Source organism: Agromyces protaetiae (assembly GCF_030866785.1).
Classification (GTDB): Bacteria; Actinomycetota; Actinomycetes; order Actinomycetales; family Microbacteriaceae; genus Agromyces; species Agromyces silvae.
The window spans coordinates 386,731-405,219 of sequence record NZ_CP133018.1 but is presented as its reverse complement, the minus strand read 5'-3'; the positions used below and the strand labels follow the sequence as shown (position 1 = coordinate 405,219).

The window sequence follows — 18,489 nt, the reverse complement described above, 5'->3', positions numbered from 1 at the left end:
AGCAGGCGGTCGCGGCGAAGCCGAAGACCGTGCGTGCGCCGCGCGCGACGGCGACGACCGGGTCGTCCAAGTCCGCCGCGTCGAACGCGAGGACCGGGAAGACGACCGCTGCGAAGGCGACGACCGCGAAGGCGACGACCGCGAAGGCCGCGCCGAAGAAGCCGGCCGCCGCGAAGGCCGCGGGCAAGACGACCGTCCAGGCGGTCGTCGAGCCCGCCGAGGGCTGACCCGCCAGGTTCCCAGCCGGGCTCCTCGAACGGTCGCCCGACCCGTGAGGACGCCTTTCGTCCACGCTATCTCCGTGAGGACGACATTCGTTCGTTCACCGGCCCGCCGGTACACGAATAGCGTCCTCACCGGCCCGCCGGCGCACGAATGGTGTCCTCACCGTGCGGCGAGGGTCGCTACCGGCCCGCCGCGGCGCGGCCGTCCTCGCGGCGGGCGCGCCGAACGCGGGCGCGGTCGGCCTTCGCGGCCTCGGCCTCGGTCGGCGTCGTGACCGACTGCACGACCGTACGGGCCGCGATGCTCTTCGCCCAGCCCTGGATCTTCTTCGCCTGCTTGCGGCGCTTCTTCAGCAGCTTCGAACGGCGCTTCGCGTTCGCCGCGGCATCGGCCTTCCGCCTCGTGCGGACGCTGATCGACTCGGCACCGGGAACGAGCCGCCCGGCCATCTGATCGAGCACGATGGTCACCCGTTCGGCGGACTTCGCGGCGCGGGCCGGTGCGCGCTTCCGGTCCGCGCTCGCCGCGCGGCGAACCGCGCGGGTCTCGGTGACGAGCAGCTGGACGCGCGTGCGCGCCGAGCCCTTGGGCAGCTCCTTCGCGAGCTGCTTCGCCTCCTTCTCGGCCGCCTTCGCATGGCGGATCGCGACCTTCGCGCGCTTCCGTTCCTCACGGCTGTTCGCCATGGTCATCCCTCCGAGTCGATGAGTTCGAGCAGTTTGCGCGCCGCATCGCGGATCTCGTCGTGGTCGTACTGACCGGCGCGGCTCTCGAGCGAGATCACCGCGCAACGATGCACCTTGTGGAAGTCGCCGTAGGGAAACGAGTACGCCTGTTTGGTCTCGTCGTTCTCGTCGTCGTCGATGCCGAGGTGCCAGTGCCGGAACGCGGTCCAACCCTCGCGCTCGATGAACGCGTTCTCGTCGGACGCACTCGGCGCGTCCTCGCTCCACGCATCCCGCTCGTCGCGGACCACCTTGCCGTCGCGGACCAGCGATCTCGCGTGTCGGAGCGCCGTCTCATTCAGCGTGATCGCCATGCGGAACCCTCCTCCAGCGTCCCCTCCGGTCTACGCGACGTCGCCCGTCTGCGGCAAGGGGTTGCACGCGTCAATCGGACCCAGGAGTCGGCCGAGGGCCACGCGCAACCCGCCACCCGCCACCCGCCCCGCATCACCCGCAAGCCGCCACCCGCCACCCGCCACGCATCACCCGCCACCCGCCACCCGCCACCCGCCAATACGCGTATGCCAGTTCCGCCTTACTTGAGGCGGAACTGGCATACGCGGGAGGGGCCACGCTTCAGCCCATCGGCCCCGAGCGACGGCCCTAGGTGTAGTCCCCTCGACGCGCGCAACCCCTGGCCGCACGCGGGCGACGTCGCGCGCTCGACGATCCGCCATGCGACGGCCCGCTCAGGGCGTTCGTGACGGGCGCACCCGCCGCGCGCGGCCGAATCGCGAACGCAGTCCCCAGACGGTGACCTTGCCCATGGCCTCGAGCACGATGCCGACGCTCATCTTCGAGCGGCCACGTTCACGCTCGACGAACGTGACGGGCACCTCGACGATGCCGAGGCCCGCCTCGCGCGCGTGCCACAGCGTGTCGACCTGGAATCCGTAGCCGCGAGTGTGCACGTCGGTGAGTTCCATGCGCCGCAGGGCGTCCGCGCGGAAGGCGCGGTAGCCGGCCGTCGTGTCACGCGTGGGCAGCCTCAGCATCCGCCGCACGTACGCGCTGCCGCCGCGCGACAGCCATTCGCGATGCTTCGGCCAGTTCTCGATGCGGCCTCCCGGCGCCCAGCGCGACCCGATCACGAGGTCGACCGGCCCATCCGAGGCATCCGTACCCTCGAACGCCGCGAGCAACGCGGGCAGCTCCTCGGGACGGTGCGACCCGTCGGCGTCCAGCTGCACGATCGGGTCATATCCGCGCGCGAGCGCCCATCCGAACGCATCGAGGTACGCGGCTCCCAGGCCCGATTTTCCCGGGCGGTGCATCACATGCACGGCCGCGTCGGCGGCCGCGAGCTCGTCGGCCAGGCGGCCGGTCCCGTCGGGCGACGCGTCGTCGACGACCAGCACGGATGCCTCGGGCGCAGCGCGGCGCACACGATCGACGATCGTGGCGAGGTTCTCGCGCTCGTTGTACGTGGGAATCACCACGAGGGGTCCGGGCATCCTTCGAATAGTATCCCGGTTCGGCGACGCCGAGTGACGCCTGTGAAATCCGCCCGTTCGAGCGGTTCGCGGCAGCGGCGGCCGCAGCCGGATCGCGGTACCCTGTGCGCGCAGGGAGGGCATCATGCGTGCAATCTGGCTGCGTTCGGTCGCTGCGGCCGGCATCGCGGGGGCGGTGCTGCTCACCGCGGGCTGCGGCATCATCGGGCCGACCATGCGCACCGAGGGGTCGGCGCAGCTCGACACCACGATCACCGAGGTTCGGGTCGACTCGTCATCGGGCTCGGTGAACGTCTCCGGCAGCGACGACGACGAGGGGTCGCTCGAGTGGGTGGTGAGCACGCGCGCGAATCGCACGATCGGGCCCACGTATTCCGTCGACGGCTCGACGCTCGTGCTGAGCGGGTGCGGCCGGTGGTGTTCGGTCGACTACACGGTGCGGGTGCCTGAGGGCGTCGACGTGACGGGCCGCACCGCGAACGGCGCGATCGACCTCTCCGACGTCGGAGAGGTCGACATGCAGACCACCAACGGCCGGATCACGCTCGACGGGGCCAGCGGCCGTGTACGAGCGTCGTCGTCCAACGGACGCATCGAGGGCGAGGGCCTGGTCGGCACGGGCGTCGAGGTCAGCACGTCGAACGGCTCGGTCGAGCTCGAGTTGGCGAGCGCACAGGATGTCTCGGCCGAGAGCTCGAACGGGTCGATCGACGTGCGCGTGCCCGACGGGTCGTATCGCGTCGAGACCCAGACCTCGAACGGCCGCGAGGAGGTACGGATCCCGACCTCCGACACCGGCCGCCATCTGATCGACCTCCGCACCTCGAACGGCTCGATCAGGGTCGAGCCGGCGGGTTGAGCAGCCTGCGTTCGCCCTTCGTTGCCTGAGTGAACCGAGCGAGGGATCGTCCGAACTCCTCGATCCACGGCGGTGTACCGATCCGGGGCCATGCTGCGGCGAGCGTGAACGCGAGCGGATCGCCAGAGCTTTTCTGCACGAGCCGGGACTCGAGTTGGAAGCCTCGAAGCGATACGGAGTCGGCGAAGACCCCGACCCCGAGACCGGCATCGGCCAGGGCGGCGAGGGTCTGCCCGACTTGCGACCGGTACCGGATCTCCGGAAACACCCCTGATGCTTCGCACTCCTGGCTGAACAGGCGCGCCGCGATGAACCCCTCGGTGTTCATCACGATGGCGTGGTCAGCGAGTTCCTCGATCGTCACCGCACGTTCACCGGTGTCGAGCGGATGACCGGGAGGGAAGTAGGCCCGCACCCCGGCCTCCGCGACGACGACGGATTCAAGCCCGATGCCCGCGGGCAGGGCGACGATCGCGAGATCGCATTCACCGGCGGCGAGTCGCTCTCGGAGTGCCACTGATCCGTCCTCGATCACCTCGATTCGCACGGTGGGGTGCGCGGGTATCCACTGTGTGAGGAATGGCGCGAGGTATGATCCGGCCGCGGTGGCCGCCGCGCCGAGTCGAAGTGAGCTGCGAACACCGCCTTTCAGCTCGGCTCGCAGATCGGTGATCTGAGCGCCGAGCCGCCGCGCGTGCTCGAGCATCGTCTGCCCCGCCACGGTGACGACCGCTCCTCGAGGGCCTCGATCGAGGAGCTGCTCCCCGAACGTGCTCTCCAGGCGAGCCACCGCGCGCGTGACCGACGGCTGAGAGGTGTACATGCGCTCTGCGGCGGCGCGGAAACTGCCGGTGCGCGCGACCGAGACGAAGATCTGGAGGTCGCGGAAGCTCACATCCAGAGATTCAGGATTCGAATCACTCATGTGTTCAGTTGTAATGCATTCGACTCAATTCCCGCGTAGCTTGCTGAGCAATCTGTCCGCTCGTACGCCGAGGAGCTTGCATGAGCACCACCCTGATCACCAATGGTCGAGTCGTCACACCGGGAGGCATCGTCGCCGCGGATATCGCGATCAGCGACGGCCGGATCGTGGCCCTCCACGAGCCGGGCACAGGTCCCGAAACCGCGACGGCGATCGACGCGACCGGACTCACCGTCGCTCCCGGTTTCGTCGACATGCACAGCCACCATCGCGAGCCGGGGTTCACGCACAAGGAGGACATCCGCTCGGTGACGGCCGCGTGTGCCGCGGGCGGCGTGACGACGACCGTGGCGATGCCGAACGTGTTCCCGCCGCCCAACACCGCCGAGATCCTCTCCGACATGTTCGGCCTGTACGAGCGCTCCGCGATCGTCAATTGGAACATCAATCCGGCCGGGACGATCGTCGAGGAGATCCCCCGGCTGGCCGAGATGGGCATCGCCGCGTTCAAGGTGTTCATGGTCGTCGACACCGGTCGCGACTACCCGCACATGCCCGGCATCGGCGTGCATGACCACGGGAAGCTGCTGGAGATCATGGAGATGTGCGCAGCCGCCGACGTTCCCTTGATGGTGCACCCGCACGACCAGGAGCTGATGGACCACATCGAGGCCCAGTACTGGGAGCGCGGCGAACGCGATGCGCTCGCCTACGCCAAGGCGTACGCCGCGCACGACGGGCTCATCTGGGAGACCGCGATCGCGACCCTGTTGCGGATGCAGGCGGCGACGGGCGTCCACCTGCACCTGCTCCACGTCCAGACCGCCGGCTCGGTGGAGCTGATCAGGCAGGCGAAGGCTCGCGGGCAGAAGGTGACCGCCGAGATCAACCCGTGGGCGCTCTTCCTCGGCAATGACTGGGAGAACATCGAACGACTCGGCTCCTATGCGCTGTCGTACTGGGTCCCGAGCCGGAACGTCGAGCCCCTCTGGGAAGGGCTTCGTGACGGGACGATCGACATCATCGCGACCGATCATGCCCCGCACACCCGCGAGGAGAAGGAAGTCGGGTGGGAGGACGGCTGGAAGGCGCACACCGGCACCCCCTCGACCCAGTTCTACGCCCGGATGTTCCTGGATGCAGCGCACCGCGGCCTGATCTCGCTCGAGCGCGTCGTCGACGCGGCAGCGACCGCCCCCGCACGCCTGTTCCGCCTGCACGGCAAGGGCGAGATCACCGTCGGCGCCGACGCGGACCTGGTGCTGATCGACACGGTGCGCTCCGCCACCATCACCGACGATGAGGTGCTGAGCAAGATCGGGTACACGCCGTACGCCGGGCAGACCTACACCGGGCTCCCGGTGCGGACCCTCGTGGGCGGGGTCACCGTCTTCGAGGACGGTGACGTCGTCGGCGAGCCGGGTACGGGAACCCAGAGCCGCAGGGTCCGCGCGGAGGCCACCGTATGACCACCACCACCGCTGCCCTGCCGAGCACCCGGCGCGGCGGAGTGAGCTCGTTCGGCGGGTGGCTGGGGGGCGCCACCCGAGGCGCCGCCACGCTTCGACTGGTGTTGTCCCTCGCGCTCTTCTTCGTGCTCTGGCACGTGATCGCAACCTACGTCATCGAGAACCGGCTGCTCCTGGTGCCGCCGACGGAGGTGTTCGCCGCCCTCGGCGAAGAGATCGCCTCCGGGATCTTCTGGACCCACTTCAGCACCACGATGCTGGAGCTCGCGATCGCGTTCCCCATCGCGGTCGCCGGTGGATTCGCCATCGGTGCCATCCTCGCTGCGAGCAAGCCGGTCCGGCAGACGCTGGATCCGATGCTCACCGCGCTGTACTCGCTCCCGATCGTCGCCCTCGCACCGCTGTTCACGGCGGGCCTCGGCTTCGGCATCGCCAGCAAGATCGCCATCATCATCCTGATGGCGATCTTCCCGGTCATCACCAACACCGACGCGGGCCTTCGCAGCGCTGATCCCGCGCTGGTCGAGACGTCACGATCCTTCCGTGCAACGCGGATGCAGACCCTCAAGACCGTGACGCTGCCACATTCGGTGCCATTCATCATCAGTGGAATCCGCGTCGCGTTCGCCCGCGCCCTCGTCGGTGTGATCGTCGCCGAGTTCTTCGGCGCGATCGCCGGATTCGGTTTCGCGATCGCCGCCGCGGCCCAGTCGTACCAGACCGCCCGCCTCTTGGGCTACGTCGTCGTCCTCGGCGCCGTCGGCCTGCTCGCATCAATCGCCCTCACCGCGCTGGAGCGGCGGCTCGCCCCTTGGAGGGAAGACTGACATGACGACCGATACCCTGTCCGGCCGTATCCTCATCGACAACGTCGGCCTCACATTCACACCCCCGCGGCGCCCACCGGTCACCGCGCTCGAGGGGGTCAGCCTCGACATCGCACCCGGCGAGTTCGTCTGCGTCGTGGGCGCGTCCGGTTCCGGCAAGTCGACACTGCTTCGCGTCATCGATGGGATGCTCCCCGCCACGACGGGCGGGGTGAGCGTCGGCGGACGACTCGTCCAAGGCCCCGGTGACGACCAGGCGATGGTCTTCCAGAGTGACAACCTCCTGCCCTGGATGACCGTGGAGGACAACGTCGCCTACGGGCTCCGCCTGGCCGGGATGAGCAAGAAGGAATCCCGCCGACTGGCCGCCGTGCAACTCGGACGCGTGGGGCTTGCACGCACCGCCAAGCAGTTCCCGCGCCAGCTCTCGGGAGGCATGCGACAGCGGGTCAACATCGCCCGTGCTCTGGCCGTCGACCCACAGGTGCTCCTGCTCGACGAACCGTTCGCAGCACTGGACGCACAGACCCGGGAGATCATGTCCTCCGAGCTGCTGGGCATCTGGTCGGCAGACCAGAAGACCGTGGTGTTCATCACGCATCAGATCGACGAGGCGGTCTACCTCGCGGACCGCGTCGTCGTGCTCTCCGCTCACCCGGGAACGATCCGTGAGATCGTGACCGTCCCCTTCGACCGTCCTCGCGACCTGCATCTGAAGCGGACCCCCGAGTTCGGAGCGATCGTCGACCACATCTGGTCCCTCATCGAGGACGAGGTCCGCAACAGCCTCGGCGTCGGACCCGGACACTGAACCACCTCACCCCACCCCGTTAGAAGGAGAACAGATGAATCGCCGCCTCATCCGAGCAGGAGCCATCGTGGCTGCTGTGACCATCGGTCTCACAGCCTGCGCCTCCGGGAGTCCCGACACCGACGCAGAACCGACCGATGCCGCTTCGACGGAGCTGCTCCCGGTCAGCGTCGCCGTCCTCGGCCCGGGGTCGCTGCAATGGCTGCATGCCATCGCGGTGGACCAGGGATTCTACGAAGACCGCGGCGTCGAGGTCGAATCCATCCAGGTGCAGAACTCGGGTGCGCTGGTGCAGGCGGTCGCATCCGGATCCGCGAACACGGGCATCGCCCTGGGTGACAACGTCATCAAGGCGGTGGACGAGGGTGCATCGATCACCATCACGGGCGCGCTCATCCAGAAACCGGCACTCCGGTTGTACGGGAACACCGAGGTCACCGAGATCGGCGACCTGGCCGGGGCCCAGGTCACCGCAGGCGCCACCGAGGGCGGCACGTTCGACCTGATGGTCTACATGCTCCAGGACGCGGGTGTCTCCACCGACGACCTCGTGCCGGTGGCCATTCCGAACTCCAGCGATCGCGTCCTCGCGCTACAGAACGGGCAGGTGAACGGCGCACTCCTCATTCCGCCGTTCGATTCCACGGCAGTGGAGGCGGGAGCAGTCGAGCTCGGCTGGTACGACGAGTACTGGCTCGAGACGCCGGCGATCGTGAACACCGAATGGGCAGCATCGAACCCGGAAGCCGCCGCCGGCTTCACCCAGGGCCTGGCCGATGCCGCGGCGTTCTTCGCCGACCCGTCGAACGAGGACGCGGTCGTGCAGACGCTGATCGACTACGCCTCCGTCGAGGCGTCGGCCGCGCTGGATGCGTACGAGTTCATCTTCACGAACGAGATCTTCAGCGCAGACCTGTCGTTCCCCGAGGAGGCGCTCACGAACGTGGCGCGCATCAGTGCCGAGGTCGACGGCGGCGAGCTGGGCGACTTCGACCCATCGAAGTACTTCGACCTCAACTACCTCGAGAACTGAGCTCGATCCCCGACCTGGCTACGGCCGCCGCACACGCTGCGGCGGCCGTCCTGGTCTTCGGCGTCGGAGCGGGTCACGCGTTCTTGGCGTCGCGCCAGGCCAGCCAGTCGCGCACGCCGTCGAGGTCGTAGTCGGGACCGGAGATACCGAGCGTGAAGAGGCGCACCCCCGCGTCGTAGAGGGCGTCCGCCCGCGCCACGTCGCCGCGGTTCAGCTCGTTCGAGACCACGATCTGCGAGACGTCCCGCCCGACCCGATCGCCCCAGCGAGCCAGCACGTCGAGCTTGTGGCCGATCTCGTCGGGGCGCACGAACGAGTGCCAGATGTCGGCGTGCTCGGCGACGATGCGCAGCGTCTTCTGCTCGCCCTTCCCGCCGATCATGATGGGGATCTCGCGCGTGGGCGCTGGGTTGAGCTTCGCCCACCGGGCGCGCACGCGCGGCAGCGCATCCGAGAGCGCGTTCAGGCGTGAGCCGGCCGTGCCGAAGTCGTACCCGTACTCGTCGTAGTCCGGCTCGAACCAGCCCGCCCCGGTGCCGAAGACGAACCGGCCGGCTGCGCCGCCCTTCGCCGAGATGTGGTCGAGCGTGCGGGCCATGTCGGCCTGCAGGTCGGCATTGCGGTACGAGTTGCAGTTCACGAGCGTGCCGAACTCGATGCGCTCGGTCTGCTCGGCCCAGGCGCCGAGCATGGTCCACGCCTCGAAGTGCAAGCCTTCCGGGTCCCCGGTCAGCGGGAAGAAGTGGTCCCAGTTGAAGACGAGGTCGGCCCCGAGCTCCTCGAGGCGAAGCACCGTATCGCGAATGGCCGGGTAGGGGGCGTGCTGCGGCTGCACCTGCACTCCCAGCCGCACAGGTATATCGAGACGCATCCATTAACCCTACGTGCGTTTGGGAAAGCGGGTGCCGATCGCGTCACCCCTCGATGCGCCAGCCCGCACGCCCCGCCGGCCCGCGGCCGCCGAGGTCGAGCACGTCGTCGCGGGCCGCGACGACCCGGTCGAGATGATGGCAGGCGACCGTCCGCCCGTCGATGAACCGCGGCGCCGGATCCTCGACGGCGCATCGGTCGGTCGCGAACGGGCATCGCGTCCGGAAGCGGCACCCCGACGGCGGATTCGCCGGATCGGGCAGGTCTCCGCGGAGCACGATCCGCTCACGATGCGCCTCGACCGCCGGGTCCGGCACCGGGGAGGCCGACAGCAGGGCCAGCGTGTACGGATGCAGCGGGGCGGCCGTGATGAGCTCGGTCGGCCCGGATTCGACGAGCCGCCCGAGATACAGCACCGCGAGGTCGTCGCTCAGATGCCGGACCATGGCGAGATCGTGCGAGATGAACAGCACGGTGAGGCCGAGCTCGGCCGACAGCCCGACGAGCAGGTTGACGATCTGCGCCTGCACCGAGACATCCAGCGCGGAGATCGCCTCGTCGGCGACCAGGAGGTCGGGCCCGCTCGCGAGCGCCCTCGCGATGCCGACACGCTGACGCTGCCCGCCCGACAGTGCGTGCGGCCGTGCATCGAGGTGCCGCCGGTCGAGCCCGACGAGGTCGAAGAGCTCGGCCACGCGAGCACGTCTGCCTGCCTCCGTGGCGATGCGGTTCACCTCGAGCGATTCCGCGACCGCCCGGCCGACGGTCATGCGGGGGTTCAACGACGCGTACGGGTCTTGGAACACGATCTGCATGCGCGCCCGGAACCGACGCAACTCGGCGGGCGTGAGCGCCGTCACGTCGGTGCCGTCGAGCCGCACCGTCCCGGCGGTCGGCTCGTGCAGCCGCAGGATCGCCCGCGCCGCCGTCGACTTGCCCGACCCGCTCTCGCCGACGAGGCCGAGCGTGCGGCCGCGCGCGATGTCGAAGCTGATGCCGTCGACCGCTCGCAGCGCGGGCGCTCGGCCGCGGAGCCCGCGCCGGCCGGGATACTCCTTCACGAGGTCGCGCACCTCGAGCATGGGCTTCATGTCGTCCCTCCGGTCTGATCGGCCACGACGGCCCGGCGCTCGAGTGTCCGGATGCAGGCGGCCGCATGGCCCGGCGCGAGCTCGACCGCAGCGGGCACGGCGGCACGGCAGGCGTCGACGGCGAACGGGCAGCGCGGGGCGAAGCTGCACCCCTGGCTCAGGTGCAGCAGATCCGGCGGCGACCCGGTGATGGGCACGAGGGGACGCCGCGGGCCGTCGTGCGGGGGCAGCGACCTGAGCAATCCCGCCGTGTACGGATGCCCCGGGTCGGCGAACACGGCGGCGGTCGGTCCGGACTCGACGACCCGGCCCGCATACATGACGACGACGCGATCGACCATGCCCGCGACCACGCCGAGGTCGTGCGTGATCCACACGACGGCCGTGCCGAGCTGCTCGCGGAGCCGGCCGACGAGCTCGATGATCTGCGCCTGCACGGTCACATCGAGCGCGGTCGTCGGCTCGTCGGCCACGAGCAGGGCCGGGTCGGAGGATACGGCGAGCGCGATGAGGATGCGCTGCCGCTGACCGCCCGAGAACTGGTGCGGGTAGTCGCTCAGCCGGCGCGAGGCGTTCGGCAGCCCGACGAGGTCGAGCAGCTCGGCGGCCCGGTCCCGGGCCGCGGCACGGGTCATCCGCGAATGCCGTCGGATGGCGAGGCCGAGCTGGCGGCCGACGCTCAGCACCGGGTTGAGCGAGGTCATCGGGTCCTGCGGGATCAGGGCGATCTGCGATCCGCGCACGCGCTGCAGGTCGCGCTCGCCGAGCGTGCGCAGATCGCGCCCGTCGAACCGGATCTCTCCGCTCGATCGCTGGCCTCCCGGCAGCAGTCCCAGAATCGACAACGCGGTGACCGACTTGCCCGATCCGCTCTCGCCGACGATCGCGACGGCCTCGCCCCTCGCGACGTCGAACGACACGCCGTTGACGGCGTTCACCGGTCCGGCGCTCGACTCGAACGTGACCGAGAGCTCGCGGACGTCGAGCAACGAGCCCGTCATCGGGTCCTCCTCGGGTCGAGGGCGTGGCGGAAGCCGTCACCGACGAAGTTCGCCGACAGCACGCAGAGGAAGATCATGAGCCCTGGGAACAACCCCCGCCACCACTGCCCCTGGAGCACGACCGCGCGCTGGGACTCCTGGAGCATGCCGCCCCAGGTGGAGAGCGGCGGCTGGAATCCGAGCCCCAGGAAGGACAGCGCCGACTCGGTGAGGATGGCGAGGGCGATGCCGAGCGTCGCGGTCACGATCACCGGCGGCAGCACGTTCGGCAGGATCGAGCGCACCGCGATCCGCACGTGCGACGAGCCGATCGACCTCGCCGCCTCGACGTACTCCTGATGCTTGAGCGAGAGCGTTGTCGCACGGACGATCCGTGCCGTGTTCATCCAGCTGAACGCCGCGATGGCGATCACGATCGTCCAGAAGCCGGGCCCGATCAGCGCGACGAGCAGGATCACCACGAAGAGGCTGGGCACCGAGTAGAAGACGTCGACCCCGCGCATGAGCACATTGTCGAGCCACCGTCCGACGTAGCCCGCGGCGAGCCCGACGACGATGCCGAGCACGATCGCCACCAGCACCGCCACGGCCGCCGTCGCGAGGGTCAGCCGGCCGCCCACCAGGATCCGCGTGAGCTGATCCCGGCCCAGGTCGTCGGTGCCGAAGGGGTGCGCGAGGCTCGGCGGTGAGTCGGCAGCCGGCAGGTCGATCTCGTTCGGCCCGTAGGGCAGGAGCATCGGCCCGAACACGACGGCGAGGACGAACGCCCCGAGCACGATCGCGCCGGCGACGGCGGCGCCGTGGCTGCGGAAGGAACGGAGCGCGTCACGCATGGCGGATCCTCGGGTCGAGCGCGGCGTACAGCAGGTCGGCCGCGAGGTTGGCGAGGATCACGAGCACCGAGGCGACGACGAGGATCCCGAGGAGCACCGGATAGTCGCGCGCACCCGCCGAGTCGACGAAGAGGCGACCCATCCCCGGAATCGAGAACACCGTCTCTGTCACGACCGCGCCGAGGAAGAGCTCTGGGATGCTCAGCATCGCGACCGTCACGACCGGGATCGAGGCCGCCCGCAGCCCATGGTCGAACACCACGGTCCGATTCAGCAGGCCGGCGGCACGCGCCGTGCGGATGTAGTCCTGATCGAGCACCTCGAGCATCGAGGCGCGCACGTACCGGGTGAGCTGGGCGGTCGAGATGAGGGCGAGCACCGTGACGGGCAGCACGAGATGGCGCACCGTGTCCCAGAACGCGTCGATCCCCTGATGGCCGGCCCGCAGGTCGCTGATGCCCTGCGCCGGGAACCAGCCGAGCCCGTACGAGAAGACGAGCAACAGCATGATCCCCAGCCAGAAGCTCGGGGTCGCGAGCCCGGCGAACGAGGCTCCCGTCACGACATGGTCGAACAGGGAGTTCTTCCGCCGGGCCGCGAGGACCCCGATCGGCACCGCGAGCAGGATGGACACGACGAAGGCCGTGAGCGTGAGCCCGAGCGTGACCGGGACGCGTTCGGCGACCAGCTCGAGCACGGGGCGTCCGTTGCGGTAGGACTCGCCCCAGTCGCCCGTGAGGATCCCGCCCACCCAGTTCAGGTAGCGGACCGGCAGCGGATCGTCCAGGCCGAGCTCAGCGCGCAGCGCGGCCAGCTGCTGCTCGCTCATGTTCGACGCGCCCTCACCAGTCGACAGCGGCCCGCCCGGGGTCATCTGCAGCAGCAGGAAGCACAGGAGACTCACGCCGAACAGCAACGGCACGGCCTGCAGGATGCGTCTGAGCGCGTATCCCATCCGGTCCCTCCTTCGTCAGCGCCGGGCGCTTCGTCAGCGCCCCGCGGCTGACCGCTCCGAGGCGGTCAGCCGCGCGATCCGATCAGTCGGCGATCCGCCACTCGGCGATGCCCGGGTTCTGCCACATGCCGCCCCAGGCGTCGATGCCGACGTCGGCGAGGGTCAGGCTGTGGGCGTAGGTGTCCACCCCCGCGTAGAGCGGGAGCGCGACGCGCTCGTCGTGGAAGATCTCGCACGCCGTGGCGTACTCGGCCCCCGCGACCGCCGTGTCCAGCGTCGCCCCGGCAGCGGCCACGGCGGCGTCATAGTCCGCGTTGCTCCACCGGGTGTAGCTGAACCCGCCGGGGTTCTCCGCCGAGGGGATCGACGCAGTGGTGAACCGGCTGACGAACTCTGACGGGTCGGGCGTGCGCAGGCCGTCGAGCGTGAGCAGCAGGTCGAAGTCGCCGGTCGCCATCATGCCCCCGTCGGCGAACGGAGCGAAGAGCACCGTCGACTCGACGTTCGCGATCTCCACCTCGATGCCGACGTCGGCGAGGTTCTCCTGGATGATCTGCTGGTAGAGGACCCGCTGCTGCGATCCGCTCACGGTGGTGAAGCGCAGGCTCGCGCGCACGCCGTCCTTCTCCCGGACGCCGTCGGCTCCGGGAACCCAGCCCGCGGCGTCCAGCGCTGCGTTCGCCGCGGCCGGGTCGAACTCGGTGACCGGCACGTCGCAGCGGTACTGCCCGACGTTGATGAGGCCGCCGGTGAGCTCGGCGTTCCCCTTGAGCACCGTCTCGATGATCGATTCGCGATCGATCGCGGCGTCGATCGCCTCGCGCACGGCGAGGTCGCCCAGCACGGGGTGCGGCTGGGTCGGGTTCGCCGGGTCGGTGTGGTTGTACCAGATCCACTCGGGCAGCCCCTGCTGGTCCGACTGCAGCAGCTCGACGGGCGCGCCGCCGTCGATCTCGGCCTGCAGCACCTCGACGTCGCCCGCGAGCAGCCACCAGAGCCCGTCGTACTCGCCCCGCGCCAGCGAGGTGATCGCGGTCTCGCGATCGGCGACGATCTTCCAGGTGATGCCTGCGAGCGCCGGCAGCTCCGGATCGCGCCAGTACGCGTCGTTCCTGACCAGCTCGAGCGTGTCCCCCGTGCGCCATTCGCCGTAGACGAACGGCCCGGTGCCGAGCGGCAGACGAGCGAGCGGGTCGTTGATCGGGATCGTGGTCGACTCGAACCGGTGCGCGGGCAGGATCGACTGGAACAGGTCGAGGTAGAGCGGGTTCACGGCCGTCATGGTGACCTCGACGGTCTGCTCGTCGACGGCGGTGATGCCCGCGACCTTCGTGTACGCCGGGCGCGAGGCGGTCGCGGATTCCGGATCGTTGATGACCTCCCACGTGAACACCAGGTCCTCCGAGGTGAGCGGTTCGCCGTCAGACCAGGTGATGCCCTCACGCAGGACGAAGGTGATGGTGAGCCCGTCCTCGGAGATCCCGCCGTTCTCCACGCTCGGCAGCTCCGCGGCGAGCAGCGGCTCGTACGTGCCGTCGGCGAGCGGCGTGAACAGGGGTTCGAGCACGGGGCCGGTGGAGAGCACCGCGGCGCCCTCGTTGCTGAAGACGGGGTTCATCGAGCCGGGCTCCTGGAGCATGGCCAGCACCGCGGTGCCGCCGGCGGTCGAGCCGCCGTCGGCGTCGTCGGTGTCGCCTGCCACGCAGCCGGTCACGAGCAGGGCTGAGAGGGCCGCGCCTGCGAGCGCGCCGAGCCGGCGCCGGCGGGTACGGGTAGAGATCGCGTGCATTCCGTTCACACTCCTTGGTCGAGGGGTCGAGGTGGTGCGGATGGTGCGGATGGTGCGGATGGTGCGGATGGTTCGGGTGGGGCGGGTGGTGCGGATGTCGCGGGTGGTGCGGATGTCGTCGTCGAAGGCGGATGGTCCGCCGAGAGGACCTCGCCGAAGAACTCGGTGACGGCGGGGATGAGCTTCCACCCCTCGTGGTGCGCGCCGGGCACCGTGTCGAGTCGCACGGCGATCCCGTGCGCCTCGAAGCTCTCGCGGAGCGCCACGATCCGCTCGATCCGGGTGCGCCCGGCGTCGTTGGCGCCGGGCACCCATCGGGGGTCGTCCTCGGAGAGCGTGATCTCCCAGGTCGCGACGTCGTCGGCGCCCACGACCATCTGCACGGCGACCGCGGCCATGGCCGCCGGGTCGACGTCGATGCCGAATCGCTCACGCACGTCGGCGATGCCCGTCCACCACGGCAGCGTGCGATCGAGCCTGGTCACCATGCCCGGCGCGCCGATCGATGCGGCGAGCAGGCGGTCCGGGTGCAGCATGAGGAAGCGGTGGGTGAAGTGGCCCCCGCCCGAGAAGCCGTGCATGAGCCAACGGTCGTGGATGCGGTAGCGCTCGGCGACCTCGTCGGCCATCGAGATCAGCACGTGGTCGAACCGGACCCCGCCGTACGAGATGAACTTGTAGTCGTTCAGCTCGAACGGCCCGGTGACGCCGACCGGGAAGAGCGGGGCGAGCACGATGCACTGCTGCTCGCGGGCGAACGCGGCGAAGACGTCGCGGTACTCGGAGGCAGGCCGGTTGGTGCCGTGCACGGCGACGATCAGGCGGTACCGCTCGTCTGCGGCCTCGTCGTAGTCCTCGGGCACGTAGAGGCAGTACGAGAACCGCTGGTCGAGGCGGCAGGCGTAGAAGGGCGTGGCGCCGCGGTCGTAGTAGCCGAGCGTCATGCGGCACCTCCGTCCGACTCGGCACGGTCGCGCACGAGCGCCTCCCACGCCAGGCGGCTGACCGTGGCCACGTACCGGACGGCCGAGACGATGACCGGCAGCCCGTCGGCGTCGGTACCGGAGAGCCCGTCGGTCGCGACGGCGATCGCGAACGCGGGCCGGTCGCCGTCGTAGACGACGCCGACGTCGCTGAAGTCGCGCCACCCGCGCCCGCTCTTGTGGCCGACCCGGACCTCGTTCGGCAGGAACGCCGGCAGGCCGTTCCGGTGCTGCTGGCCGTCGAGCATCTCGAGTGCGAGCCGGCACAGGTTCGGACTGAGCCCGAGCTCGGCCGCCGCGGATTCGCTCGTGCTCCCGCGGACCAGCGCGGTGAGCAGGGCGACCTGGTCATCGGTCGTCGTCGCGTTCGTCGCCTCGACGGGGTGGTCGGCCGGCAGCGCCGGGATGAGTGCGTGGCGGTGCGCGGTGCCGTGCAGGCCGAGCCGGGCGCAGTACGCGTTCACGGTGTCGAGGCTCACGAGTTCGACGATGTGGGCCGTCGAGAGGTTGTCACTCCAGATGATCATGAGCGTGAGCAGATCCTGGACGCGCAGGACGACGCCGGGCTCGAGGCGCTGCAGCGATCCGGTGAAGACCTCGTCGCGGAACCGCTCGTCGACGACCACCGTCTGCTCGAGGTCGAGTCGTCCGGCATGCGCCTCGGCGAGCGCGGCGGCGAGGATCGCGACCTTTCGCGTGCTCCCCGAGGGCACCACCCGCTCACCGTCCCGCGAGATCGCCGCTCCGGTCGCGAGGTCCCGCACACTCCAGACCGTGGTGAACGGCTGCGCCGCGCTCAGTGGTTCGAGCCGCTCGGCGAGCGCGTCGAGCGGGTCGAGCGGTCGCGTGCTGGGGTGAATCACCGTCATGTCCGTCACGCTCTCTCGTCGTCGGCGGGGTGCTGCGGTCGAACCGGAATCGGTCGGTCGATTGAGATGGGACACTAAAGCCAAAACCATTTGGCAGTCAAGACCATCGAGCGATATCGTGAGCACGGGACATCGGAGAACCCGGCGAGGAGGCGAGATGGCGTCAGCAGGTCGGGCGAGCATCCGGGATGTCGCGAAACGCGCGAACGTCTCGCTGACGACCGCCTCACACGCGCTGAACGACAAGGGCCGCATCAATCCCGAGACCCGCGCGCGCGTCCTCGACGCGGCCAAGGCTCTCGGCTATGCGCCGAACATCTCCGCGCTCAATCTGAGATCCGGGCGAACCCGCACCATCGGCCTCGCCCTCCCGGACGACGGTGACGCGCGCCCGGGCCCAGCAGCGTACTTCGCGGTCGACTACTACATGGAAGTGACGATGGCCGCGGTGGCCACGGCCTTCGAGCACGAGCACGCCCTCATCGTGCTGCCACCGCTGCGCGGACTCCCCGAACTGCGGCGCCTCGCGATGGACGGAGCGATCGTCGTCTCGGCTCGCCATGACGACCGACGGCTCACGCTGTTCGAGGCGGCCGGCCTGCCGACCGTCAGCCTCGACGACGACCCGACACGCGGTGACGCATGGGCGGTCAAGGTCGACACCTACGCCAACACCATCCGCATGCTCGATCATCTGCGCGCGAGCGGGGCACGGCGGATCGCGGTCGTGACCCCCGAGCTCCCGTGGGCCTGGGTCGACGGCACCGACGCGGCCGCCGAGGAGTGGATCGCCGCGGACGGAGGCCCGCATCGGCTGATCCGCGTCCGGGGCGACCGCGATCCGGCGAGCGTCGCCGCGGCCATCGGCGAGCTCCTGGATCGCCCGGATCCGCCAGACGCGGTCTTCGCACTCGCGCAATGGATCGCGGCGGGCGCGCGCTCCGCCGCCGCCGAACGCGACCTGAGCATTCCGGACGACCTGATGCTCGCGGTCGGCATCGACAGCACAGAGGCGCGCACCTCCACACCGCCCCTCACCGCCCTCGACCTGCGCCCCGCAGACGTGACCCGCGAGGCGGTGGCACTCCTCCTGGCCCGCCTCGAGGGCGCCCCACCCCTCGAGCATCGCGCGGTGCCGGGCCGCCTCATCGCCCGCGACTCCACCGCCCGCTGACTCGACACCCCGAGCGGTTCGACCTCTCCTGGACTCTTCGTGAGCATGTTGATATATTGCTGTTTCGTGCTCGCGTCGCGTGCACCCCCCACGACTCGTCGATCGAACGAAGGATCCGCCATGAAGCTCCGCACCTCGACCAAGCTCGCCGTCGGCGGCGCCCTCTCGCTCGCTGCCGTGCTCGGCACCGCCCTGCCGAGCACGGCGGCCCCTGCCGCCGAGCGGTCTCCCGCCTCCGCGTCGGCCGACCCGATCAAGTCGGTCGAAGTGAAGCGGTTCGACCCCGATGCCGGAGCGACGCAGTCCATCCACACGTTCGCCTGCCCGCCGAGCCACCCCTGGCTCGCCGCATCGACCTCGGGGTGGGGCCTGCGCGGCATCGACGTCGAGGGCGACGGGTACGCCGCGGGCGATGTCACGGTCGACGTACGCCCGATGCGCGACCTGAGCAAACTCGCCGTCGGCTGGGACGGCAGCGAGACCGCCGTCAAGATCACCCAGCCCCACGACGACGACTTCGCCGTGGTCGCCGACTGCACGAACGACCGCGCCCAGGCCTACCTCGGCTGATCCCGCCGCGGCTCGCCCCACCGAAC

At 69.9% G+C, this 18,489-nt stretch carries 19 protein-coding genes; 7 read left to right on the top strand and 12 right to left on the bottom strand.

What is annotated here, in order from left to right; translation table 11 throughout:
• Nucleotides 1–404: 404 nt before the first annotated feature.
• The 3 genes from QU602_RS01935 to QU602_RS01925 form a co-directional block, all read right to left on the bottom strand.
• Nucleotides 405–917 (bottom strand): hypothetical protein, encoded by a 513-nt coding sequence (locus tag QU602_RS01935; protein WP_308798467.1) that lies wholly within the window; start codon nt 915–917, stop codon nt 405–407.
• The gene (locus tag QU602_RS01930; RefSeq protein WP_308798466.1) at nt 914–1,264 is read right to left on the bottom strand and encodes a hypothetical protein; all 351 of its coding nucleotides are present in this window, start codon (nt 1,262–1,264) and stop codon (nt 914–916) included. The genes QU602_RS01935 and QU602_RS01930 overlap by 4 nt, the downstream gene beginning before the upstream one ends.
• A 375-nt stretch (nt 1,265–1,639) precedes the next feature.
• Nucleotides 1,640–2,404 carry a polyprenol monophosphomannose synthase gene (locus tag QU602_RS01925; protein WP_308798465.1) on the bottom strand — a complete coding sequence of 255 codons (765 nt, stop codon included), beginning with the start codon at nt 2,402–2,404 and terminating at the stop codon, nt 1,640–1,642.
• A 124-nt stretch (nt 2,405–2,528) separates the two neighbouring features.
• Here QU602_RS01925 and QU602_RS01920 point away from each other — a divergent pair, with 124 nt between their 5' ends.
• Nucleotides 2,529–3,263, top strand: coding sequence for a DUF4097 family beta strand repeat-containing protein (locus QU602_RS01920; RefSeq protein WP_308798464.1), 735 nt, complete (start codon nt 2,529–2,531; stop codon nt 3,261–3,263).
• On the opposite strand, the gene QU602_RS01915 is transcribed toward QU602_RS01920, so the two are convergent.
• Nucleotides 3,241–4,188, bottom strand: a complete 948-nt coding sequence (locus QU602_RS01915) for a LysR family transcriptional regulator (protein WP_308798463.1) — start codon at nt 4,186–4,188, stop codon at nt 3,241–3,243. The two genes, QU602_RS01920 and QU602_RS01915, sit on opposite strands and share 23 nt — an antisense overlap.
• A gap of 80 nt (nt 4,189–4,268) precedes the next feature.
• On the opposite strand from QU602_RS01915, the gene QU602_RS01910 reads away from it, so the two are divergent.
• From QU602_RS01910 to QU602_RS01895, 4 genes are all read left to right on the top strand, one after another.
• Nucleotides 4,269–5,657 carry a dihydroorotase gene (locus QU602_RS01910; RefSeq protein WP_308798462.1) on the top strand — a complete coding sequence of 463 codons (1,389 nt, stop codon included), beginning with the start codon at nt 4,269–4,271 and terminating at the stop codon, nt 5,655–5,657.
• Nucleotides 5,654–6,484: an ABC transporter permease gene (locus QU602_RS01905; protein ID WP_308798461.1), complete on the top strand. Its 831-nt coding sequence runs from the start codon at nt 5,654–5,656 to the stop codon at nt 6,482–6,484. The genes QU602_RS01910 and QU602_RS01905 overlap by 4 nt, the downstream gene beginning before the upstream one ends.
• A gap of 1 nt (nt 6,485) precedes the next feature.
• Nucleotides 6,486–7,295, top strand: coding sequence for an ABC transporter ATP-binding protein (locus QU602_RS01900; protein ID WP_308798460.1), 810 nt, complete (start codon nt 6,486–6,488; stop codon nt 7,293–7,295).
• A gap of 67 nt (nt 7,296–7,362) precedes the next feature.
• On the top strand, nt 7,363–8,328 hold the full coding sequence (locus QU602_RS01895; RefSeq protein ID WP_308798459.1) for an ABC transporter substrate-binding protein: 966 nt from the start codon (nt 7,363–7,365) through the stop codon (nt 8,326–8,328).
• A gap of 73 nt (nt 8,329–8,401) precedes the next feature.
• On the opposite strand, the gene QU602_RS01890 is transcribed toward QU602_RS01895, so the two are convergent.
• The 8 genes from QU602_RS01890 to QU602_RS01855 form a co-directional block, all read right to left on the bottom strand.
• Nucleotides 8,402–9,199 carry an LLM class F420-dependent oxidoreductase gene (locus QU602_RS01890; RefSeq protein ID WP_308798458.1) on the bottom strand — a complete coding sequence of 266 codons (798 nt, stop codon included), beginning with the start codon at nt 9,197–9,199 and terminating at the stop codon, nt 8,402–8,404.
• A gap of 43 nt (nt 9,200–9,242) precedes the next feature.
• Nucleotides 9,243–10,289, bottom strand: coding sequence for an ABC transporter ATP-binding protein (locus QU602_RS01885; RefSeq protein WP_308798457.1), 1,047 nt, complete (start codon nt 10,287–10,289; stop codon nt 9,243–9,245).
• A complete protein-coding gene (locus QU602_RS01880) occupies nt 10,286–11,290 on the bottom strand; it encodes an ABC transporter ATP-binding protein (RefSeq protein ID WP_308798456.1) in 1,005 nt (334 codons plus the stop codon). The genes QU602_RS01885 and QU602_RS01880 overlap by 4 nt, the downstream gene beginning before the upstream one ends.
• Nucleotides 11,287–12,123 carry an ABC transporter permease gene (locus QU602_RS01875; RefSeq protein ID WP_308798455.1) on the bottom strand — a complete coding sequence of 279 codons (837 nt, stop codon included), beginning with the start codon at nt 12,121–12,123 and terminating at the stop codon, nt 11,287–11,289. Before QU602_RS01875 ends, QU602_RS01880 begins: the two co-directional genes overlap by 4 nt.
• Nucleotides 12,116–13,078: an ABC transporter permease gene (locus QU602_RS01870; protein WP_308798454.1), complete on the bottom strand. Its 963-nt coding sequence runs from the start codon at nt 13,076–13,078 to the stop codon at nt 12,116–12,118. The genes QU602_RS01875 and QU602_RS01870 overlap by 8 nt, the downstream gene beginning before the upstream one ends.
• 82 nt (nt 13,079–13,160) lie before the next feature.
• The gene (locus QU602_RS01865) at nt 13,161–14,867 is read right to left on the bottom strand and encodes a peptide ABC transporter substrate-binding protein (protein WP_308798453.1); all 1,707 of its coding nucleotides are present in this window, start codon (nt 14,865–14,867) and stop codon (nt 13,161–13,163) included.
• A gap of 5 nt (nt 14,868–14,872) precedes the next feature.
• Nucleotides 14,873–15,811, bottom strand: coding sequence for a hypothetical protein (locus QU602_RS01860; protein ID WP_308798452.1), 939 nt, complete (start codon nt 15,809–15,811; stop codon nt 14,873–14,875).
• Complete coding sequence (locus QU602_RS01855; RefSeq protein WP_308798451.1) at nt 15,808–16,719, bottom strand: serine hydrolase; 912 nt, start codon at nt 16,717–16,719, stop codon at nt 15,808–15,810. Before QU602_RS01855 ends, QU602_RS01860 begins: the two co-directional genes overlap by 4 nt.
• Between QU602_RS01855 and QU602_RS01850 the strand changes: the two genes are divergently transcribed.
• Together QU602_RS01850 and QU602_RS01845 are read left to right on the top strand one after the other, a co-directional pair.
• The gene (locus QU602_RS01850; RefSeq protein ID WP_308798450.1) at nt 16,718–17,893 is read left to right on the top strand and encodes a LacI family DNA-binding transcriptional regulator; all 1,176 of its coding nucleotides are present in this window, start codon (nt 16,718–16,720) and stop codon (nt 17,891–17,893) included. The two genes, QU602_RS01855 and QU602_RS01850, sit on opposite strands and share 2 nt — an antisense overlap.
• 120 nt (nt 17,894–18,013) lie before the next feature.
• Nucleotides 18,014–18,463 carry a hypothetical protein gene (locus tag QU602_RS01845; protein WP_308798448.1) on the top strand — a complete coding sequence of 150 codons (450 nt, stop codon included), beginning with the start codon at nt 18,014–18,016 and terminating at the stop codon, nt 18,461–18,463.
• Nucleotides 18,464–18,489: the final 26 nt, after the last annotated feature.

Coding starts and splice junctions, on each gene's coding strand:
- QU602_RS01935 (WP_308798467.1), bottom strand. CDS start 917: ATGACCATGGCGAACAGCCGTGAGGAACGGAAGCGCGCGAAGGTCGCG.
- QU602_RS01930 (WP_308798466.1), bottom strand. CDS start 1,264: ATGGCGATCACGCTGAATGAGACGGCGCTCCGACACGCGAGATCGCTG.
- QU602_RS01925 (WP_308798465.1), bottom strand. CDS start 2,404: ATGCCCGGACCCCTCGTGGTGATTCCCACGTACAACGAGCGCGAGAAC.
- QU602_RS01920 (WP_308798464.1), top strand. CDS start 2,529: ATGCGTGCAATCTGGCTGCGTTCGGTCGCTGCGGCCGGCATCGCGGGG.
- QU602_RS01915 (WP_308798463.1), bottom strand. CDS start 4,188: ATGAGTGATTCGAATCCTGAATCTCTGGATGTGAGCTTCCGCGACCTC.
- QU602_RS01910 (WP_308798462.1), top strand. CDS start 4,269: ATGAGCACCACCCTGATCACCAATGGTCGAGTCGTCACACCGGGAGGC.
- QU602_RS01905 (WP_308798461.1), top strand. CDS start 5,654: ATGACCACCACCACCGCTGCCCTGCCGAGCACCCGGCGCGGCGGAGTG.
- QU602_RS01900 (WP_308798460.1), top strand. CDS start 6,486: ATGACGACCGATACCCTGTCCGGCCGTATCCTCATCGACAACGTCGGC.
- QU602_RS01890 (WP_308798458.1), bottom strand. CDS start 9,199: ATGCGTCTCGATATACCTGTGCGGCTGGGAGTGCAGGTGCAGCCGCAG.
- QU602_RS01885 (WP_308798457.1), bottom strand. CDS start 10,289: ATGAAGCCCATGCTCGAGGTGCGCGACCTCGTGAAGGAGTATCCCGGC.
- QU602_RS01880 (WP_308798456.1), bottom strand. CDS start 11,290: ATGACGGGCTCGTTGCTCGACGTCCGCGAGCTCTCGGTCACGTTCGAG.
- QU602_RS01875 (WP_308798455.1), bottom strand. CDS start 12,123: ATGCGTGACGCGCTCCGTTCCTTCCGCAGCCACGGCGCCGCCGTCGCC.
- QU602_RS01870 (WP_308798454.1), bottom strand. CDS start 13,078: ATGGGATACGCGCTCAGACGCATCCTGCAGGCCGTGCCGTTGCTGTTC.
- QU602_RS01865 (WP_308798453.1), bottom strand. CDS start 14,867: ATGCACGCGATCTCTACCCGTACCCGCCGGCGCCGGCTCGGCGCGCTC.
- QU602_RS01860 (WP_308798452.1), bottom strand. CDS start 15,811: ATGACGCTCGGCTACTACGACCGCGGCGCCACGCCCTTCTACGCCTGC.
- QU602_RS01850 (WP_308798450.1), top strand. CDS start 16,718: ATGTCCGTCACGCTCTCTCGTCGTCGGCGGGGTGCTGCGGTCGAACCG.
- QU602_RS01855 (WP_308798451.1), bottom strand. CDS start 16,719: ATGACGGTGATTCACCCCAGCACGCGACCGCTCGACCCGCTCGACGCG.
- QU602_RS01845 (WP_308798448.1), top strand. CDS start 18,014: ATGAAGCTCCGCACCTCGACCAAGCTCGCCGTCGGCGGCGCCCTCTCG.